At 29.6% G+C, this 21,124-nt stretch carries 11 protein-coding genes and 1 tRNA gene; 3 read left to right on the top strand and 9 right to left on the bottom strand.

Annotation, left to right across the window (positions count from 1 at the left end):
• Positions 1–90 precede the first annotated feature (90 nt).
• Positions 91–3,759 carry a PAS domain S-box protein gene (locus IPH62_09120; protein ID MBK7105431.1) on the bottom strand — a complete coding sequence of 1,223 codons (3,669 nt, stop codon included), beginning with the start codon at positions 3,757–3,759 and terminating at the stop codon, positions 91–93.
• Positions 3,760–4,324: 565 nt separating this feature from the next.
• Between IPH62_09120 and IPH62_09115 the strand changes: the two genes are divergently transcribed.
• Positions 4,325–7,078 carry a class I SAM-dependent DNA methyltransferase gene (locus tag IPH62_09115; GenBank protein MBK7105430.1) on the top strand — a complete coding sequence of 918 codons (2,754 nt, stop codon included), beginning with the start codon at positions 4,325–4,327 and terminating at the stop codon, positions 7,076–7,078.
• Positions 7,079–7,299: 221 nt separating this feature from the next.
• On the opposite strand, the gene IPH62_09110 is transcribed toward IPH62_09115, so the two are convergent.
• Positions 7,300–7,371 (bottom strand) — tRNA-Lys (locus IPH62_09110).
• 301 nt (positions 7,372–7,672) lie between these two features.
• On the opposite strand from IPH62_09110, the gene IPH62_09105 reads away from it, so the two are divergent.
• Positions 7,673–9,019: a sigma-54-dependent Fis family transcriptional regulator gene (locus tag IPH62_09105; protein ID MBK7105429.1), complete on the top strand. Its 1,347-nt coding sequence runs from the start codon at positions 7,673–7,675 to the stop codon at positions 9,017–9,019.
• Complete coding sequence (locus tag IPH62_09100) at positions 9,020–10,078, top strand: hybrid sensor histidine kinase/response regulator (protein ID MBK7105428.1); 1,059 nt, start codon at positions 9,020–9,022, stop codon at positions 10,076–10,078.
• Here the strand turns inward: IPH62_09100 and IPH62_09095 are convergent.
• The 7 genes from IPH62_09095 to IPH62_09065 form a co-directional block, all read right to left on the bottom strand.
• Positions 10,061–10,756: a response regulator gene (locus IPH62_09095; protein ID MBK7105427.1), complete on the bottom strand. Its 696-nt coding sequence runs from the start codon at positions 10,754–10,756 to the stop codon at positions 10,061–10,063. The genes IPH62_09100 and IPH62_09095 overlap by 18 nt on opposite strands.
• Positions 10,757–10,761: 5 nt before the next feature.
• Entirely contained in the window at positions 10,762–14,253 is a 3,492-nt protein-coding gene (locus IPH62_09090; protein MBK7105426.1) for a response regulator, read from the bottom strand.
• Between the two features lie 95 nt (positions 14,254–14,348).
• A complete protein-coding gene (locus IPH62_09085; GenBank protein MBK7105425.1) occupies positions 14,349–15,608 on the bottom strand; it encodes a hypothetical protein in 1,260 nt (419 codons plus the stop codon).
• Between the two features lies 1 nt (position 15,609).
• Complete coding sequence (locus IPH62_09080; protein MBK7105424.1) at positions 15,610–16,515, bottom strand: hypothetical protein; 906 nt, start codon at positions 16,513–16,515, stop codon at positions 15,610–15,612.
• Positions 16,505–18,067, bottom strand: coding sequence for a hypothetical protein (locus IPH62_09075; GenBank protein ID MBK7105423.1), 1,563 nt, complete (start codon positions 18,065–18,067; stop codon positions 16,505–16,507). Before IPH62_09075 ends, IPH62_09080 begins: the two co-directional genes overlap by 11 nt.
• 3 nt (positions 18,068–18,070) lie before the next feature.
• Positions 18,071–19,297 carry a Flp pilus assembly complex ATPase component TadA gene (tadA, locus tag IPH62_09070; GenBank protein MBK7105422.1) on the bottom strand — a complete coding sequence of 409 codons (1,227 nt, stop codon included), beginning with the start codon at positions 19,295–19,297 and terminating at the stop codon, positions 18,071–18,073.
• Between the two features lie 15 nt (positions 19,298–19,312).
• The gene (locus tag IPH62_09065; GenBank protein ID MBK7105421.1) at positions 19,313–21,103 is read right to left on the bottom strand and encodes a type II/IV secretion system protein; all 1,791 of its coding nucleotides are present in this window, start codon (positions 21,101–21,103) and stop codon (positions 19,313–19,315) included.
• Positions 21,104–21,124: the final 21 nt, after the last annotated feature.

Genomic DNA, 21,124 nt, shown 5'->3' with positions numbered 1-21,124 from the left:
CCCCCTATATAAGATTTTAATTAAAAAAAAATAAGTTAAAAGTATTCTCAATTAAGTTAGTAATAAAATAATCTAAATAATATTTAGATTTTATGAAATTGGTAATTCAATAAAAAACGTTGTCCCTTTATTAATTTCACTTTCCAAATAAATTTTAGCACCAATTAATTTAATGTACTTCTTTGCAATGGATAGACCAAGTCCTGTCCCCTGATAATTGCGGGTTGTTCCTTCGCTTACTTGCCTAAATTCTTGCCAAATTATTTCTTGTTTTTCCTTAGGAATTCCAATTCCTGAATCTTCCACTTTAAGTAATAAAACATCTTTATTTTCTTTCATTATAATACTTGCAGATATAATGATTTCACCTTTTTCTGTATAAATAACAGCATTACTAACTAAGTTACTTAAAATTTCAAAAAGTAGTGATTCATCAGTATTTATTTCCAACGATTCAAAATCTTTGACAATTCTTAAAATAATATTTTTCTTCTGTGCTGTAATATAAAATTCTTTAAGTATGGTATTTAGTATTACAGTAATGTCAAATCTATTAGGACGATATTCAATTTCGTTAAACTCCAACTTAGATAAATTTAGTATTTTAGTTAATGTGTCTCTCATTCTCTTTGCTGTATTTAATAACCCAATTGCCATTTCCTTTTCTTCATGATCAGATAAAGATTGAGATAACAAATCAGCATATCCCATAATTCCAACAAAAGGCGTACGTAATTCATGACTCATATTTGCAAAAAATATTGATTTAACTCTATTCATTTCTTCAGCTTTTTCTTTTGCATCAACTAACTCTTGCATAATTCTCTTCTTTTCAGTGATGTCTTCTTTTATTGCTACGAAATGAGTTATTTGATTATTAGAATTTTTTATAGGAGAAATAACAGCACTTTCCCAAAATAATTCACCATTCTTCTTTCTATTTTCAATTTCTCCAAGCCAGTCTTTACCTGATGTTATTGTATCCCACATATTTTTATAAAATTCTTTAGAATGTTTCCCAGAGCTAATAATTCTTGGGTTTTTTCCCTTTGCTTCATTTAAATCAAATCCAGTCAATGTCTTAAATTTCGGATTTGCATATTCAATATTACCTTCAAGGTCAGTAATCACAATTGTTGCGGAACTTTGTTCTACGGCAGTATATAACTTAAGAAGTTCCATTTCAGATTTTTTTTGAGCATCAATATCTTTTACAAATCCTTCAAAGTACAAAATGTTTCCATTTTCATCTTTCTCAACTCGTACTGAATTTGTAATCCATATTGTTGAACCATTTTTCTTTTTCCACTTAAGTTCATAGTCTCGACTTTCTGAACCGGAAATTATTTGGTTTATTAAAGTTGATCTGCTACTTGAATCAAAATAAATATCTTTTTCTAATTCTAACTGAAGTAACTCTTCTATGGAATCGTATCCTAAAATTTGCACAAGCCTATTATTTGCGAGAAGGAACTTACCTTCAGGAGATGATTGATAAATTCCAACAGGTGATAGTTCAATTATATTTTGAAATTTACGTTTACTTTCTTCTAATTCTGCTTTATATACTTTTTCATCAGTTACATCTGTCCCAAAGGCTATAACTCCAATAACTTTTCCACTATTATCATGCTCTGGAGTCAATTTAATGTTGTGATTACGTAGCTGGTTATTTTTGTCTGGAATCAATAATTCAAATTCTTCCGGAATACCTGAATTAAGAACACTTTCTATTTTATTTACATAAATTTTTGAAGGCGTGAAATTTTCATTCACGTTTATTTTTTTACCAAGCAGTTCGGACAAATTTAAACCTAATTCAAAATATGAATTTCGATTGGCATAAAGAAACTTTCGATCTGAATCATACAACATAATATTATAAGGGGAATTTTCTGTTAGTTCACGATACTTTAATTCACTTTGAATTAATTTTTGTTCATTAAGTTTCCTTTCGGTTATATCTCTTGTTAAAGTTAAAATACTTATAGGAATTTTATTTATATCCCGAATAAATGATGCAGAAGTTTCAACTTGAATTAAGCTTCCATCTTTGCAATATTCTTCTAACTCAAGTAGAACATTTCTTTCAATATCTTTTTCATTATTTAACTCTTGTTTAAACTGATTTTTTAGTTCATTTGAAACTATTTCCAGAGATTTTGGTGTTAATATTTGATCAATAGTCTGTCCAAGTGTTTCTTCAACTGTAAATCCTCTTAATTTTTTTACGGAAGGACTTACATAAATTGGTTTAAAATTAAGATCAAATACTGCAATAGTATCAGCAGTATTTTCTGTGATTAGCCTATATCGTTTTTCACTTTCACGCAGTTCTATTTCAACTTTATCGCGCTCCAGCTCCATATTAATTTTCGAAATTGTTGCTGCTAATTGGCTTGATAGAGATTTTAAAAAATCTAACTCAATATTAGAAGGAATTTTAATACCTTCTTCATTGAATGTCCCTAATCCCACACTACCCAAAATTTTTTCAGAAATAGTAATAGGAATATTTATAATGCTCCTATTTCCCAGATATTTTACAATATCTTTATTAGTTCTATTATCATTAATTGCTTCTTCAATAATTACAGGTTGATAAGAAGTCGCAATTTCTTCTAACATTCTATCACCATGAATATTAAGTTCAGCAACTTTTATATCATCAAATATTTTAAAGGAAATTGGCCCTTTTACTGCAATAACTCTTGCTTTTGTTTTATCTGAATTAAATAAGTAAACCCACAAATTTTTATACCCAATAATTTCCTTTATTTCAGTATATGCAAATTCTAAAATTTCTTCGTATGTCTGGGCTACTTCAAAATGTTTTGATAGTCTTAAAAGTGATTGTGAATGCCTTTCTTTAATTTTTAATTGTTCTTCAATTATTTTTCGTTTTGTAATATCATGTATGAAACCATACCAAATTACCCCACCATCAGGATGCGGTTTGGGATTTGTTGATCCTTCTAACCAGATCACACCGCGCGATGGGTGTATTACACGGAATTCACAATGCCATGGGGTTAAATTTTCTGCTGATTCTGCGATAGTTTTTTTTACTCTTTCAATATCATCCGGATGATTTCTTGCAAGAAGTTTTGATGCATCTTCTTTTACTTCTTCTGGAGTTAATCCATATAGATATTCGATTTGTTTTGAAGCGAAGGGCATGCATATTGAACCATTCGGTCTCTGATAAAAAGTACCCATTAAACCAGGTGATGAATCCGATAGATTTTTAAACTCGTTTTGAGTGATAAATTGTTCTGCCTCAGTACTTTTAATAGATATAGGATCATCTTTTATTTTTTTGATATTATCAATATAGGAAACGTTTTTTTTTGTATAATTTTGAACATTTGTTACTAATTCATTTCTGTTTTCTTCAATTGCCTCTAAAATTACATGACCTAGAGTTTTAATATTTTTTTTAAATATATAATTTGCAGCGCCATTCTTTATATGTTCAATAATTAGTTTTTCACTTGTCCTTGTGGTAATTACGATTAAAGGAATTTTAAGGTTTTTTTTTCTTAAAATTTTGAGAGCGTTTAAGGCAGATATTTCTGGTAATTTTATTTCGGAAAATATAACATCCCAATTATTATTTTCAAGTTCTACTTCAAAATCTATTAAACTTAAAACTTGTTTATGATTAACGATAAAACTCTGATTCTTTAATACACTTAAATATGCAAATATAAGATTACTAGAATCATCAATAATCAATATATTTATTTTCTTTAGCACAATAATCCAATTCTTTATTAGAACGTATTACAATAAAGTCAATAAAACTATCGTGATTATTTGCAATGTCTTTAGTAAATTTTTGCTCATGATTAAAATACTGAAAATATTTTCAATTATTAATTATAATATGAATATCAACGATAAAATTCAGTTGAATATTATTAAATCTTGAAAAAGCTCTTAAATCTGAAGCTATTTTTAAAATGCCTTTTTCACTATTTTAGAAATCTGTTGAATACTTTTCGTCAATAATTTTATTACCTATTAAATTGTAAAATTTCTTATAAATTTGTTTTTTGCCAATTGGGCTGTTTTTTATAGTGTAATAATTTCTAAATTTCTACGCATATGGTATTGAATTTAATTTCAATTACCTCGCCTATCTGAATATTTATAACTACTGAGATTCTCATGTCGAAGCGTATTTGTTTAAATCGCCGACATACAAGATTTTTCTTATTATTTCTTGCTTAGTGTTTTCTGCAATGCAAAACTCATTTTTCATAATGAAAAAATCATTCAATTCTGTTAACTTAATACTTAAATTTTTGAAGAGTTTTAAATGCCTTTAAGCTGGAATGAAATAAAAGACCGTGCGTTAAAATTTTCTCAAGAGTGGAACGGAACTTTTAACGAAGATGCCGATGCAAAATCTTTCCTTGATGCTTTCTTTAATGTGTTTGGAATTTCAAGAAAAAAAGTTGCCACTTTTGAAGAAAGAGTAAAAAAGCTTGATGATCACGATGGCTACATTGATTTGCTCTGGAAAGGAACTCTTCTTGTTGAAATGAAAAGCCGCGGCAAAGACCTTGACAAAGCTTTTACACAAGCTAAAGAATACACCGAAGCACTTAAAGAACATGAAATTCCCGATTATATTCTCATTTCCGATTTTGAAACTTTTCGTCTGCATAATTTAGTTGAAAATAACAAAATAGAATTCAAAATTTCCGAATTTCTAAATAATGTTCAACACTTTGGATTTATTGCCGGATACCAAAAAAATACTTACAAAGAACAAGATCCCGTAAATATTTTAGCCGCCGAAATTATGGGAAAACTTCATGATAAATTAAAAGAAGTCGGTTATGAAGGTCATCCGCTTGAAGTTTATCTTGTTAGACTTTTATTTTGCTTATTTGCAGATGATGCTACAATTTTCGATAAAGATATTTTTTATGATTTTCTAACTCAACGAACCGATGAAGACGGAAGCGAACTTGGTTCAAGATTAAGCGAACTTTTTTATGTGCTAAATACTCCGCGTGAAAAAAGATTAAAAAATCTTGATGAACAATTAAACGCATTCCCGTATGTAAACGGAAAACTTTTCGAAGAGTTTCTTCCGCCCGCAGCATTTGATAGCAGTATGAGAAAATTATTGCTTGATTCTTGTCAATTGGATTGGGGAAAAATTTCACCCGCAATTTTTGGTTCAATGTTTCAAAGTGTAAAAAATCCTATTGAAAGAAGAAATCTTGGCGCACATTATACAAGTGAAAAAAATATTCTAAAACTTATTAAGCCGCTTTTTCTTGATGAACTTTGGGCGGATTTTGAAACAGTAAAACACAATAAGAATAAATTAATTGCATTTCATGAAAAGTTAAGCAAACTGCGTTTCCTCGATCCCGCTTGCGGTTGCGGTAATTTTCTTGTTGTTACTTACAGAGAATTAAGACTTTTGGAAATTGAAATTCTGCGGCAATTATACAAAGATAAAGTAGGACAAGGATTTTTAAATGTAAGCGAATTGGTTTTTCTTGATGTTGATATGATGTACGGAATTGAGTATGAAGAATTTCCGGCAAGAATTGCGGAAGTTGCAATGTGGCTTATTGATCACCAAATGAACATGGCAATTAGTAATGAGTTTGGTCAATATTTTGTTAGACTTCCGTTAAAAAAATCTGCAACAATTATTAACGGAAATGCACTAAGAATTAATTGGGAAGAAATAATACCTAAAACAGAACTTTCTTACATTTTGGGAAATCCGCCGTTTGTTGGTTCAAAAATTATGTCAGTTTCCCAAAGAAATGAAGTTGTTGAAGAATTTGAGAAATTTAAAGGTTCGGGTGTACTTGATTATGTATCAGCGTGGTATTCTAAAGCAGCAAAATTTGTAAATAAAACGAAAATTAAAGTGGCATTTGTTTCAACTAATTCAATAACACAAGGTGAACAAGTTGGAATTTTGTGGAATATTCTTTTTCATCATTATAATATTAAAATACATTTTGCACACAGAACTTTTAAATGGAATAATGAGGCGAGAGGCAATGCTGCAGTTTATTGTGTTATTATCGGTTTTGCGAATTTTGATACAAATAAAAAATATTTATTTGAATATGAAGATATTAAAGGCGAGGCACTAAAGATTGAAGTAAAAAATATCAATCCATATTTGGTTGATGCAAATAATATGGTAATACATAAACGATCTACACCACTATGTAATGTGCCTAAAATGAGTTTTGGCAATATGCCGTTAGATGGTGGAAATTTAATATTATCAGATGAAGAAAAAAGTGAATTTCTTATTAAAGAACCAAATGCTGACAAATTTATTCTTCCTCTAATATCTGCTTATGAGTTCTTAAATGGCAAAAATCGTTGGTGCTTATGGCTTACGGATGTTAAACCAAACGAATTAAAACAAATGCCTGAAGTACTAAAAAGAGCTGAGTTAGTTAAAAAGTTTCGGCTTGATAGTGTTGCTCCCTCTACACAGAAATTTGCGTCAACACCAACTCTTTTTCGTGATAGAAATCGACCTGAAACTTTCATTGTTGTGCCACGAGTTTCTTCTGAAAATAGACCATATATTCCATTCGGCTTTTTTGATAAAAACTCTATTGTAAGTGATACTTGTATGGCTATTCCAAATGGTAATCAATATCATTTTGGAATATTAATGTCTAAGATGCACATGGCTTGGGTAAAATATGTATGTGGGAGATTGAAAAGCGACTATAGATATTCTAAAGATATTGTTTACAACAATTTCCCATGGCCGGAAAATCCGACAGAAAAACAAATAAAAGAAATAGAAGAAGCCGCACAAAAAGTTTTAGATACAAGATTAGAATTTCCAAATAGTTCACTCGCAGATTTATACGATCCTTTAACAATGCCGCCAACTTTGGTTAAAGCTCACAACCGACTTGATAAAGCAGTAGATTCGGCATACAGAACTCAGCCATTTACAACAGAAGCAAAAAGAATGGAATTTCTATTTTCCCTTTACGAAAAATATACCGCAGAATTATTCACAAAAGAAAAACCGAAGAAGAAGCAAAGAAAGCAAAATTAACATTTCAGATTTGCAATTTTGCAATTATAAATGAGATATTTTCAATGTGGTTATTATCAGTCAAATTGGCAAGTTTAGAGATTCTTAAAATAAAAAACATAGCGTGATTAAATAATCATTTATTAAGTTTTTATTTGAAACTACTACTATTTCTACTACGATTCAAATTCTTTAAAAAACAAAACCCTCATAAGATATTATCTCATAAGGGTTTAGGGGAGTGAGCGCGGGTGGTCTCGAACCACCGACCCTCTGCTTAAAAGGCAGATGCTCTACCACTGAGCTACGCGCCCAAATTTCAAGACAGCAAATTTACCAATATTTCCTATTTATTTCCAATTATTTTCGAAATTTTTATAAAAAAACCACTGAAAAATTAAGACTAATGTCATGTTGAACTTGTTTCAACATCTAAAATGTGAGATTTTGAAATAAACTTGCCAACTGCAAGCGAGTTCAAAAATAATCGGTAAAATTTTCCTATTTGGTTTCGACAATATTATAACAATTATTTAATTAAAAAGAAAAGACTTTACAGCTTCAAAATTTCCATTAAATTAATAGACAGCTTTCTACTTTTTTAAACTTTATAAAATGAATAAAAACAATAAAATTTTAATTGCTGATGATGACGAAACCTTATGCTATCTGCTTAAAGAGGAGTTGATAAACCAAAATTTTTCTGTTGATATTGTTTATGATGGAAAATATGCAATTGAAAAACTGAAAGAAAAGGATTATGATATTCTTCTACTCGATTTGGAAATGCAATATATTTCCGGCGAAAAAGTTCTAAAGTTTGCAAATGAAAATAAACCTCGTCTTCAAATTATTGTTCTTACCGCACAATCTGATATGCGCACAGCAATTGAATGTATGAAACTCGGCGCTTTTGATTTTCTCAACAAACCTTACGATTTTCAGCAATTATTAATTACAATTGAACGGGCATTAAAACACCGCGAACTTCTTGAAAAAAATACAATTCTTGTTAGTAAAGTTGAAAAATATAGTAATATAAATATTATTGGAAACAGCAAAAGCATTAAAGAAGTAATTTATTTAGCCGAAAGAGCAGCACTTTCCGATTCAAATATTTTGCTCGAAGGTGAAACCGGAACGGGAAAAGAAATTTTCGCCGAGTTTATTCATCAAAATTCTTTACGAAATCAGAAACCGTTAGTTGCAATAAATTGCGCTTCGCTTCCAGATCAATTAATGGAAAGTGAACTTTTTGGATATGAAAAGGGAGCTTTTACCGATGCAAAAACTTCAAAACCGGGATTGGTAGAAATTGCTGACGGCGGAACTCTTTTTTTAGATGAAATCGGCGAGTTGAGTTTAACACTTCAGCCAAAAATTTTAAGATTTTTAGAAAACGGAGAATTCAGAAGAATTGGAGGAGTTACAAATCATTCTTCCAACATTAGAATTATTGCAGCAACAAACAGAAATTTAATGGAATTTGCAGAAGAGAAAAAATTTAGAAGAGATTTACTTTTCCGATTAAATGTAATTACTTTAACAATTCCACCTTTGGTTGAAAGAGAAAATGATATTCTTTTACTTTCAGAATATTTTTTGAAGAAAAAATGTTCAATAAATTCACCCAAAATTCTTTCTAACGAAGCAAAGTTTGCACTTCAAAATTATGAGTTCCCAGGAAATGTGCGGGAACTTGAACATATGATTGAGAGATCAATTATTTTTGCCGAAGGAAGCACAATAGAAGCAAAAGATTTGAACTTGCCAACGTTTTACTCAAAGCCAATTTTAGAAGAAGAAAATGACAGTGCATTACTAAATTTAGAAGATGTTGAAAAATTCCATATTCAAAAAGCATTAAAACTAAATAGTTGGAATAGAGAAAATACAGCGCGTATGCTGGGAATTAGTCAGAAAACTCTTTATTCAAAAATTAAAAAATATAGTTTAAAATAAATGAATGGCAGCAACCGCTATATTTTAGATTCTAATTTTTCCAACAACAAATCTAAAAGTGAACTGCAAAAAATTAAGCACGATCTTAATAATCTTTTAAACAACATTTTGAACTCCGTTGAACTAATTAATGAAAATTTTAGTTCTAAAGATCGAGCTGCTCAACTCCTAAATATTATTAAAAAAAATACTCTGCTCGCTTCTGATTTGGTTTCTGAAATTTCAAATTCTCAAAATAATTTTAAAGAAAAAATAAGTTTATCAAAAGTTATAAATGATTCGATTCAGCTTTTCAACATTGATGTAAAACAAGAGTCAATTCAATTTATTCATAATTGCAAGTATGATTTTATTCTTGCTAATTATATGAATATAAGTCGGATAATTTTGAATATAATTAAAAATTCCATAGAAGCAGATAGTGAAGCAAAAATTACTATTTCATTAAATGATTATTACAAAAATCAAATTGAATTAATAATTAGCGATAATGGTCCGGGAATTAATTCCGAAGATTTAAAATATATTTTTGATGTTGGATTCTCATCAAAAAAATCTGATAAGATTGAACACGGTTTAGGATTATCAATTGTTAAGGAATTGGTTGATGAGCTTTCCGGAAACATTTCCGTAAAATCCCAATTAGGTAAAGGAACTTTATTTAGAATTGTTTTCCCAACACACAAAACTGAAAAATTTTCAAAATCATTTATCAACAAAAAAATTATTATTGGTGAAGATGATCCATTCCAGTTGGAAGTTTTAAAGGATTTATTAACTTCGCTAAATATTAAAACTTATTCAGCGGCAAATGGTTTAGAAGTTTTAGATTTATTAAATAATCAGAAACCGGATTTAATAATTATAGATAGATATATGCCAATTATGGATGGAATAGAATGCATCAAAAATATTAAACTTAAATTTTTAGATATTCCAATTGTTTTAACTTCCGGTTCAGATGTAGAAAATTTTAAGGAAGAAATTAAGATTTCCGAAGTTTTATTAAAGCCATATAGTTTTGAAACAGTGCAGAGTATTTTAGAAAGACTTCTCTGATTCTACAATTTCTTCTTCACCAATTTTAAATTGATTCGCCTTCAAATTATCTAAATACTCTTTTACTTCCGGCTCTTTAATTTTTAACATTGTTCCCATAAAATGTAAAATATCTTTAACCGCATTTTCAATAAACTCAACTCTTTTTATTGCAGAATTTTTATTAAATGTTTCGGATTCAATTTCACGTTTTAGTGCGGTAACAGATAAATTAATTAAAGTAAGCGGCTGTTTAATTTCATGGTTTGTTTTTTTTACCGTTGTTGAAAAGGTATTAATTTTTTCTAATTCAATATATAATTTATTTGTTTCGTTAAATCTTAATGCTGCTTTTACTCTTGCCAAAAGTTCAGTTCTATTAAACGGTTTTTTTATATAATCAAAAGCTCCAACCTCAAATCCCTTTTCAATATCCGAAGATGAATTTAACGCAGTTACTAATATTACCGGAATTGAATTTGTGTGCTGGTTTAGCTTTAATGATTTGCAGACTTCAAATCCGTCGATATCAGGCATCATTACATCTAACAAAATTAAATCCGGTTTCTCAAGCTCAGCCTTTTTTATTGCTGATTTTCCATCGTAAGCTCTGCTGACATTAAATCCTTCTTTATTCAATCTATCTTCAAGAAGAAAAACATTATCCGGCTGGTCATCAACGACAAGTATTTTAAATATTTTTGTCATGCAATTAATTTGAAAATATTTTTTAATCTTTTTTCTAATTGTCCGGTATTTACTGGCTTTGTGAATAATCCGTTAAAACCATTCTTTTCAATTATTTCTCTATCTGAAAGCATTGCATAAGCTGTTAACGCAAATACTCTAAGTGTTTTAGTTTCCGGATTATTTCTAATTTTTTTAATTGTTTGAAACCCATCCATTTTGGGCATCATAATATCCAGTAAAACAATATCCGGTTTTTCGTTTTTCAGAATTTCCAAACATTCAAATCCATCTTCTGCAAAAATTGGGTTGTAACCTAATGATTTTATAATCTCGCCAATTGTAAATCTTGCATCTTTGTCATCATCAACAACAAGAATATTGTAGGAGTCTGAATAATTTTTCTGAACAAAAGTTCTACCAATATTTACGGATGTTTCAATATTCTCATTTTGAATTGATTTAAAAACCGAAGCGTCAATTAGTTCAATTCTATCTTTAATAATTTTTAAAACATCTAAAGGATGATGTTGAGCAATTAATGTTGTTTCAAATATTTTATTATTTGTTTCTTGAATTTCTTTTTCATCATTTAAATTTTGAATGAACGAAACAACGGGAATATTTTTCGAATAAATATCTTCTTGAATTTCATTTAATAAAATGAATGAATCAAAATTTTTATTGAATTGATCAATTATAATTAAATCGGGTTCAATCTTTTTAATATTTTCGCATATTGAGTGATGATCTGACGTTTGATAAGTTTTCAATTCATCGTGAATTAATTCTTCTTCAAGTTTGCTATATTTTTGTTCATCCGTAACAAACAAAATTTTTCTGAACTTTATACTTTGTTTTTTCTCAATGTTTTCAATAACATTTATAACATTTAGTCTTGTTAAATCTTTAACTGCAAAATCATAAATATTAAATCCAAGTCCGCAATTTGCTTCTTCATCCATGTTAATTAAAACTATAGGAATATTTGAAGTGAAATTATTTTCTTTTAATTTTTGTAAAAGTTGCCAGCCATTTCTATTTTTCAATAATACATCAAGAATTATTACATCCGGAAAGCTTTCTTCAATTGTAATAATATTAAATTCATTAACATTCGGAATTTCTACTTGAACATTATTTGATTTTAGATAATCGCCAATTAATTTTATTGAATCTTCGCCGTCAGAAATTATTACAGCTTTAAATATTTTTTGCTGAGTGTTCTCAAAATTTACAACATGATTTTTTACTTTGTCTTTTATTGTATTTGGAATTCGCACAATAAATTTAGAACCTTTTGCAAGTTCTGAAATTACATTAATTTCTCCGCGCAAAAGATTTGTATATTTTTTACAAATTGCTAAACCCAAACCTGTACCGCTGAATTTTCTATTTAAACTTGCATCGGCTTGTCTAAATTCCTCAAAGATTATTTTTTTATCTTCGTCAGAAATTCCCGGACCGCTGTCTTCAACTTCAATAATTAATTCATTGTTATTTACATGTAATTTTAAATTTACAAATCCCTCTTTTGTAAATTTAGCAGCGTTTCCAACAAGGTTATAAATTATTTGTTCAATTTTTTTGATATCAGATTTTATCAAATAATCATAATCATTTGGAATTGTTATGTTAAATGAAATTTCTCTTTCTAAGAAAATCGGCGAGATAAAACTTTTTACTTCATTTATAAAATCACTCAATAAAATTTCCGATTCGGTTAATACAATATTGCCGGATTCTAATTTTGAAAATTCAAGAATGTTTTCAATAAGATTTAAAAGTTTTTTACCATTTCGCAAAACTACATTTAATCTTTCCTTTGTTTTGGAATCAGTATTTGTATCTTTCAAAATTAATTCCGTTAAACCCAAAATTGAATTTTGCGGAGTTCTTAATTCATGCGACATGTTTGCTAAAAATTGAGATTTTAGTTTTGCAGATTCAACAGCTTTTTCCTTTTGGATTTCTAATTCTTCAGCACCTTTTTTTAGTTTATCATGAAGTTCCAATAATTCAATATTTTTTTCAGTTATCTCAATATTTTGTTTTTGATAAGCATTATTTAATTGCTGCAATTCATCAACAAGGTTTTGAAGTTTGCTGAATGCTTTTCCGTTTGCAATTCCAATTGATAATTGATCTTTAATTTTTTCATAATATTGCTTAACGTCATTCTGCGGTTTATTTACTGAAGCCAATTCTAAAATTGCAATAACTTCATAGTTATAAGAAATTGGCAGAATGTATAAGTAATTTATTTTGAGTTCGGTTAAACCGGTTCTCACAATAGGGTGATTATTTTCAAATTCTATTTCAATAATTTCTTTATTATCAATCGCGCGTTTATAAAAACTTGATTCGTAAATAACCTTATCACCTAAATGTGGAATCCCGTAAACTGCCAAAGGCATAAGCAAATTATTTTCTAAAAGATAAATTCCGCCAATATCAACACCGGTTGATAAAATTATTTTCTCAATTGTAACTTCGCCAATTTCTTTTAATGCCGGTTTCTTATTTATCAAAGAAATAAATTCTGTGTATTCTTTTTCAGAATCGTCTCTTTTTTTAATTTCCTCAAGCATGTTATTAAATGCGGAACCAAGATTTCCAATTTCATCCTGCAAAATTATTTTAACTCTTTCATCAAGTTTACCTTTAGCAATTTGTGAAACGCTATTTGAAATGTACTCAAGCTGTTTTCTGAATTTTGTGGTAAATAAAAATAGAAAAACAATTGTTAATGAAATTCCGGATAACACAATTACGAGTGTTACAAGATTCATCGTATTACTGAAAGTTGAGGCTTCGTTGGAAATTGAAAATACAATAAAGTCTAATTTATTTCCAAAATGATTATGCGCAGCCGGAGAAAAATGTGTAACAAATAAATCGGCATTATTTACATCTTCTTCAAAAAGTTCAAAATTACTTTTACCGTTTAACTCCCGCGCAGCTTTGCTTAAAGAAGGAAGATATTGTTCGTTATCGGTATTATTTGATAATAACGAAATTACACCATTATCAACAAGCGCAATATCGGAGCGAATTTTTTCCGCGAGATTTGTGAGAAAGTTTGAGTTAATAATTTTGCCGAAATAAATATATCCTTCATTATTTTTTTTCTGACGAATAATTAGATTTCGGTTTAGTTCATAGAATTGTTTAAGTGAATGAACATCCGTATAAATTTTTACATTGGGTTTAATTTTAAAATTTGATGATAATAATTCATCTTCAATATTTGCAGAAACTATAAAATCAATTTCGGAACTTGAAAACGAAAAATTTTCATTTTTGTAATTATTTTGAAAATCAGAATCGATGTCATCAACTATTTGCTGAAATGTAAAAATAAAATCATTTGCAGAATTAATTAAATTTTTTGATTGCTGCTTTAGTAAAAATTCTTTGGTGAGCGTATGATAAATAAATGCCGAAGTAACGGATACTAAAGTGATAATTGTAAATGTGAGTAATAGTAGCTTTGCATTTATCTTCATTTTGTTGATTTGATTACATAAATATTTGAAATAAAAATTTACCCAACAATGATTTACACAGTTGGGTAAATAAAATTTTCTTAAAAATTTTCTACTTAATTACTGAGTTTGTTTTCATTCTTGTCATCTGCATTTCTAAAAGCTTTTATTTTATATTTCTCTAAGTATTCATGATCTTCAATAATTTCTCTTTCAATTTCATTTGCTTTCTTTTGTGCAACTCTATCTTTAAGTGTCGGCACTAATTCAACTTGTAAAACAATGATAACCTCTTTTTTGTTTACTGTTATTTTATCATAACCGGTTAAATATCTTATGCCCAATACCCACCAAGGTAAATCTTTTAAGAATGGAATACCTTGACGAATGTTTACTTCTTCATTTACAAATAAACCGCCAATTGCTTTTTCTTCACCATGAAGCATTAGTAAGTCCGTTGCAACAACAGTTTTCTTAATTTCTGTTGTAATTTCTCCTGGGATTGCAGAACTTCTTTCGGCACTAACTTTTAATAAAATATAGTCTTGTTTTTCTTCATTATAAATATATGGCGTTACCTCAATTATAGTACCTGTTGAGAAAAACGCATCAATAACATTTCCTGCAAAATCTCTTTGTTTAATAGAAATATCAGAACCAATTTGAATTCTGCCTTTCATTTTATCACGTACTGTAATTTTTGGTCTTGCAATAACTTCACCTAAATTTTCAGATTCGAAAAATTTAAATACACCCTCAACGGTTCCGCTCCAATCTCCAGATGTAAATTCGTGCACTCCGTTTATTAAGTAATCCGGCGGAGTTTCTGTGCTTGCGCTTGTTGAATTTTCATTTTCAACAGTTTCAGAAAAAGATCTCAATTTTGTTCCGAGTGAAATACCTGAACTTGATAATAACCATTCCCAGTTTATTCCTCGTTCTTTAATTTCATTTACATCAGCTTCAAAAAATATTGCGGAAATTCTTACTTCTCTAGAATCTAAAGTTGCAAATGTTTCGTCTGTTAAATTTTTTGCTTCAGCACTTTTTTTATGAACAATTATTACGCTTTCTTTTTCCTCAAAAACAAGATTGTTATACTGAACAATAATTACCAACGCTTTCATATATGGAAGTTTATTTATTTCAACACCAATTGGTGTTACAACTTCTGCTGCGCTCGTAATTCTCTTGCCGGTTTTTCTCTCGCTTATCTGACTTAATATTTCCAAGGCTTTATCGAAAGGTGTGTATTCAGAAATTGATACCAATTCTTCCGGATTTACAAATTCATTTAGTGATTTTTCTAATTCTCTTTGACCAAAAATTGGTAAGGAAATTAAAAATACAGTTACGAATAATATTAGATTTTTCATTTTATTTTCTCGTATTTTTTTTGTCTTTTTTTTGATCTTTTTGTTCGAGAGTTAGAGTAATATTTTCAATAACTCCGCCTTTGTTAAGAATAAATTTCACGTCGTTTGTTGTATAATCTATCTTTGTTAAGTATCCTAAATAAACTTTATCACCTTCCCATAATAAATGTGTCGTTCCCGAAGCGTCCGTCAAATATGCTCCATCCGGTATTAGCGCTAATAATTGCGCTGTTTGAACATCAAGCAATCCTTCTGAATTTGGCGGAATTTCTTCTCTTATTAATGGATAGAAAATGTTGTATAATGGATTTGGTTCAAGTCTGTTTTCGGCATAATTTGCAGAAGCAAACATATCGTTATCTGAATAATAAACCATTGCTTCTAAAGTATATGAAACTAAATAATGCGGCATTCCTTCATCGTCAACTTCAACAAAATTTGTCAAATTTCCTTTTGTTATTTTTTTAAGTTCTTTACTTTGCTCAACCGAATAAATTAGTTTAAATAAATCATTAAACTCTGCTGTTCCTTTTAAAACATAATTGTGAGTTGAAAAACTGCCCTGTTCTCCCGATGTAACATATTCAACATTTACATGTGAATTTTCTGCAAAGCCGGCGCTAACATCATTTACAAATTGAAAGAAACTTGACTGAGAAATTTTTGTTGGAATAACATATTTTCTTAAAGATAAAATTGAATCCATTTCTTCAATCTTTAATTTCAAATCGGCAAGCTGCATTTCTAATTCTTCAGTATTTTGTGCATTGATTTTCAATTCTTTTAATTGCTTTTCGTTTTCGTCAATGTCATTACCCTGAAAGTAATATGTATATGCACTGCCGGTAATTGCAATTATTGCAAAAATTGCCACAAGCAATAGTGTGCTAAATGTTTTACGGTTCATTTTTTTCTGCTCCGTTACTTTTGATATTAAATTTTAATGAGTAAGAGTATGATTTTGTTTCTCTCAAAGGTTCAAATGTTACCGTGTTTAACAAAGATGAATTATTAGCATCTGCAAACTCTGTTAGCACATTTCTATTTAATGTATAACCTTTTACGGCAACAGTTTGGTCAACATTTGTTTCAAGTCCGGCAATCCAAAAATTTCTTCGTCTTTCCATAAAGTCGGAAACATTAGTTAACATATTTCCCCAAATTTCCGTACCGGCAGTTGCTGAATCCAATATGGCTTGTGTTTCATCGAATTTACTAATTTTAGTAGTTAATTGATCCATCTCGGCAATAATCAATTCATTTTGTGCTTTAAGTAATTTTAATCTTTCTATTTCCATTCTTTGTTCGGCAATTTTTTTATTATTCTCAAGTATTTGAAATGTGAAAAAGAAAGTTGCCGCAAATAATAATGGGAACACAAGTAATGCGTGCCAGCCAAACTGAATTGCTTTCTGGTTTTCGACAATATATTTTGGAAGGAAATTAATTCCAACGTGTTTATTTCCTTTTGATTCAAAAAATTCTATACCGGCAGCCAATGGGAACGCAAATGCAGCTAAATTTTCAATTTGTTCTTCATTTAATGAAGAAGTATCCATATTATCGAATTTTAGTTCCGTAACATTTGCTTCCGGAAAAGTTCCGTAGAATGAAAGAACTAAGTTTTCTGATTTGTCTTCACCGCAGAGAATTACATTATCTAATCTTGGTATTCCGCCATTCTCCATTTCGAGAAGAATTTTTGAGAAATAAACATCATAAGTATGAATGTTTTGAGTACCAATATCTAATGATGAACCAATATGTAAAAGTTTACTTCCTTTTAAGAAAATTAACTTACTTGATTCGTGTCCGGTATTTATAATTAGAGTAAAATCTTCATCAAAAAATTTATTTATTTTGATAACATAATTTGCAAGCGCGGTTTCTGAATTTTTAATGGTAGAAATTTTGTAATATCTTCTTCCGTTATGAGCAGCCCATGCGTTAATAAAATTTACGCTTGGATTATCCTCCCTTAAAAATACACTGTGTAATGTCTTTTCATCAATTTTAATATAATCAATGGAATCCGGCGCAACAGTAATATTTTTTTGTTTTGCTATATCACCAATAATTGCGTTTAAAGTTTTTTGTTTATTGTTTGAAATATTTCCGGTAAAAATATGATGATTAACAATTGGATCTGTTACTACGGAAATAAAATCCGCATTTTTAAGTTCATCAGAACCAAAATAATTAGCAACAAAACTTACGTCGTTTTTATCAACAGTAGCAAGCTTACCGCCGCTTTCATTTATGCTGTCAAACGAAATATCAGAGTCGCTATTTTTTAGAAATTGAATTTCCGAATTATTTCCCATTGGATCTTTGAAATCATGTCCGCCGGACATAATCATAGAAAAAGTTTTTTTTACTTTTATTTTATCTTTTTCTTTAGAAAGAACCACAATCTTGGTATCATTTCCCTCTGACGAGACACATACAATTGGTTTCATAATTTATACCGCTTTAAATAATTGTTGCATTCTTGTTTTGTTGTTTGAAAAAGCTATCATATTTTCTTTGGATATTTTTCTCTGCTGATATAATCGCATTAAATCTTGTTCCATTGTAATCATTCCAAGGTTTCCCCCTTGGTTCATCATCATATAAATTTCACTTGTATTATTATTTTTGATAGCTGCTTTTACACTTGGTGTTACAATTAATATTTCTTTTGCTAAAACTAATTTTCCATCTAAACCCGGAATTAATTTTTGAGATATTACAGATACCAAAACATCAGCAAGTCTCATTCTTACTCTTTCCTGCTCAACAGGATTTACTTCTGCAATAATTCTATCTATTGATTCAATTGCAGATGAAGTATGTAAAGTTGAAAATACTTTATGACCGGTATCAGCAACTTCCAAAGCAGCTAATATTGTATCAGGATCTCTCATTTCACCTATTATTATTATATCCGGATCTTGTCTTAATGCTTGAGTTACCCCATCTTTAAATGACAAAACATCTCTTCCAACTTCTCTGTGTTTTATAATACATTGATTTGAAGCATGCACAAATTCTATTGGAGAGGCAATTGTAATAATTTGGCAAGGTGTGCCTTGATTGTGCATATCAATTAGTGCATCAAGAGTTGTTGATTTTCCCGAACCTGTAATTCCAGTAATGAGTGAAAGTCCAAATTTTATATAGTTGATACTCATTGCCTGCATGGCAAAAGGATGAAATTCATAACTTTGGATTGATCTAAGTTTACTTGAGATAGATCTCATGTTTAAAGTTAAATTGTCTAAATCATAATATGCATCAGCTCTAAATCTTACATTAACATTTTCTTTTATATAGCGGAACGAATAACTGAAATCCAGATTTCTATCTACCATTAAATGACGGTGCTGATTTTTGTTTAGGAAAGCTGCAATTAATAAAGTTGCTTCATCAATTTTTAGATTTGGCAAGTCTTTAATTCTTTGCTTTATTCCTTGAATTCTAAACCAAACATAATTTCCGGATCCGGGTCCGCCAATTTCTATATCAGAAGCTCCTCTATCTACCATAACAGTTAAAATATGATTGATAAGCTTAATGAGAAGATCTTTATCTTTAATACTTAGTTCTTGAGATTTCTCAATAATATAATTGGTTCGATCAAGTCCGATGTATGCATCTGGAATTGACTTAGCGAATTTTGATAATATTTCTAATGCGTGATTTATCATATATTTTTTATAAGATTATTCTTCCATTGTTGCAGCAATTACTTCTGTAATGGATGTTAATCCTAATTTTACTTTCTCAAATCCATTTTCTCTTAAATTAAAAGTACCATCTTTCCTTGCTTGAATTCTTATTGCTTCTTCATCAACTTCGTTTCCAGACCTTACAATTATTTCTCTAATTTCCTTAGTAAAATAAAGAGCTTCATGTATTGCCAATCTTCCCTTAAAACCAGATTTATTACATTTTTCACAACCGACTGCTTCAAAAATTTCATAGTTTTTCCATTCTTCAACATTTAATCCATGTGCTTCCATATGTGCGCTATCAAATTCTGTAACTTTACGCTTACAATGTTCGCAGAGTTTTCTAATTAATCTTTGCGCCACAATAATATTTATTGCGTAGGCAATTAAAAAAGGTTCAACACCCATTTTAAATAATCTCGCAACTGCACTTGGCGCATCGTTTGTATGTAAAGTTGAAAAAGTCAAGTGACCGGTATTTGCAAGCTTAATTGCAGTTTCTGCAGTCTCTTTATCTCTCATTTCACCAACAAGTACAATATCGGGATCATGTCTAAGTATTGCTCTTATGGCTTGTTCAAAATTCATTTTGTGGCCAATTTTTAATTGGCGAGCACCTTCAATAACATATTCAACCGGATCTTCAACTGTTAAAACATTTACGGTTGGATTTATAACTTGGTATAATGCGGCAATAAGAGTTGTACTTTTTCCACTTCCCGTTGGTCCAGTTAAAATTACCATTCCCTGGGGTTGTTTGATTGCTTTTTCAAAAGCTTTTTTTGCATAATTTACTAATCCAAGTTTACTTAAATCTTTTACAACGTTTCTGTCATCCAAAATTCTTATTACAATACTTTCGAATTTACTTTTAAGTTCTGTTCCAACCATTGGCAGAACTGAAACTCTATATCTAATTACAACATTATCAATTTGTCTTTGAATAAATCCATCTTGAGCTCTTTCTCGTTCAAATCTATCGAGACCTTTTGCTCTATCTTTAACTACCGCCATTACGGCTTCCGGTAAAGTATTATCTTGTGTGTACCAAAGTTGTAATTTCCCGTCAGTTCTAAAATGAATTTCTGTCTTTTTTCCGCTTTTGGGAAAAATATGAATATCACTTACACCTCTTCTAACTCCTTCAACCAACGCAGCTTCAACTAAATTTACTAATGCACTTTTGTTGATTTCAGAATCGAGTTGTTCTTCCGAAACTGAACTTTCATCAACATCCACCTGCATAATTTCATCTGAAGCTTCAACCATTTGAAGAAATTCATTTTCTTGCGGAACTAATAAATCGGCTAATTTTTCATAATCTTTCTTTTTTATGAAATTCAGCTCATATTTTTTTGCTTTAAGATTATATGCAATTTTTGTAAGCGATCTGTCAGTAGGATCAATTGCGGCAAGAATTAGTTTATCTCTGATTCTGTCATCGAATTTATAAGGTAAAACTTTATGAGCTAAAAGTTGTTCTTTAACATCTTCACCGGCTTCTTCCAAAATCTTTTGCATTTCTGCAATATGGATTTCAGAATATTCAAGCGGATTAAATATTATTTCCTTAAATGCATAAAGTATAGCAATTTCTCTAAAAACAACATCGTGATCAAATCCAAATTCATGAACTAATATTTGACCCAAATTTCGTTTTGCGTTACCATACTCTTTATCTTTAATTTGAAGAGCTTTTTCGAGGATTTCTAAATCGATTATGCCTTTCTTTAACAAAAGGTAACCAATTTTATCCGTCATTTCTATTTTTTCTTCAATCATTATCCGCTCTTCAATCTTTCT

It is taken from the genome of Ignavibacteriota bacterium, from assembly GCA_016708125.1.
Lineage (GTDB): Bacteria > Bacteroidota > Ignavibacteria > Ignavibacteriales > Melioribacteraceae.
Note: the sequence above shows the minus strand (reverse complement) of the source record. Positions and strands in the feature narration are given on the sequence as shown.

What these genes read in the sequence shown, in the direction of transcription:
- IPH62_09100 (MBK7105428.1), top strand. Translation starts at nt 9,020, where the DNA reads ATGAATGGCAGCAACCGCTATATTTTAGATTCTAATTTTTCCAACAAC.
- IPH62_09075 (MBK7105423.1), bottom strand. Translation starts at nt 18,067, where the DNA reads ATGAAACCAATTGTATGTGTCTCGTCAGAGGGAAATGATACCAAGATT.
- IPH62_09090 (MBK7105426.1), bottom strand. Translation starts at nt 14,253, where the DNA reads ATGAAGATAAATGCAAAGCTACTATTACTCACATTTACAATTATCACT.
- IPH62_09115 (MBK7105430.1), top strand. Translation starts at nt 4,325, where the DNA reads ATGCCTTTAAGCTGGAATGAAATAAAAGACCGTGCGTTAAAATTTTCT.
- IPH62_09080 (MBK7105424.1), bottom strand. Translation starts at nt 16,515, where the DNA reads ATGAACCGTAAAACATTTAGCACACTATTGCTTGTGGCAATTTTTGCA.
- IPH62_09085 (MBK7105425.1), bottom strand. Translation starts at nt 15,608, where the DNA reads ATGAAAAATCTAATATTATTCGTAACTGTATTTTTAATTTCCTTACCA.
- IPH62_09065 (MBK7105421.1), bottom strand. Translation starts at nt 21,103, where the DNA reads ATGATTGAAGAAAAAATAGAAATGACGGATAAAATTGGTTACCTTTTG.
- tadA (MBK7105422.1), bottom strand. Translation starts at nt 19,297, where the DNA reads ATGATAAATCACGCATTAGAAATATTATCAAAATTCGCTAAGTCAATT.
- IPH62_09105 (MBK7105429.1), top strand. Translation starts at nt 7,673, where the DNA reads ATGAATAAAAACAATAAAATTTTAATTGCTGATGATGACGAAACCTTA.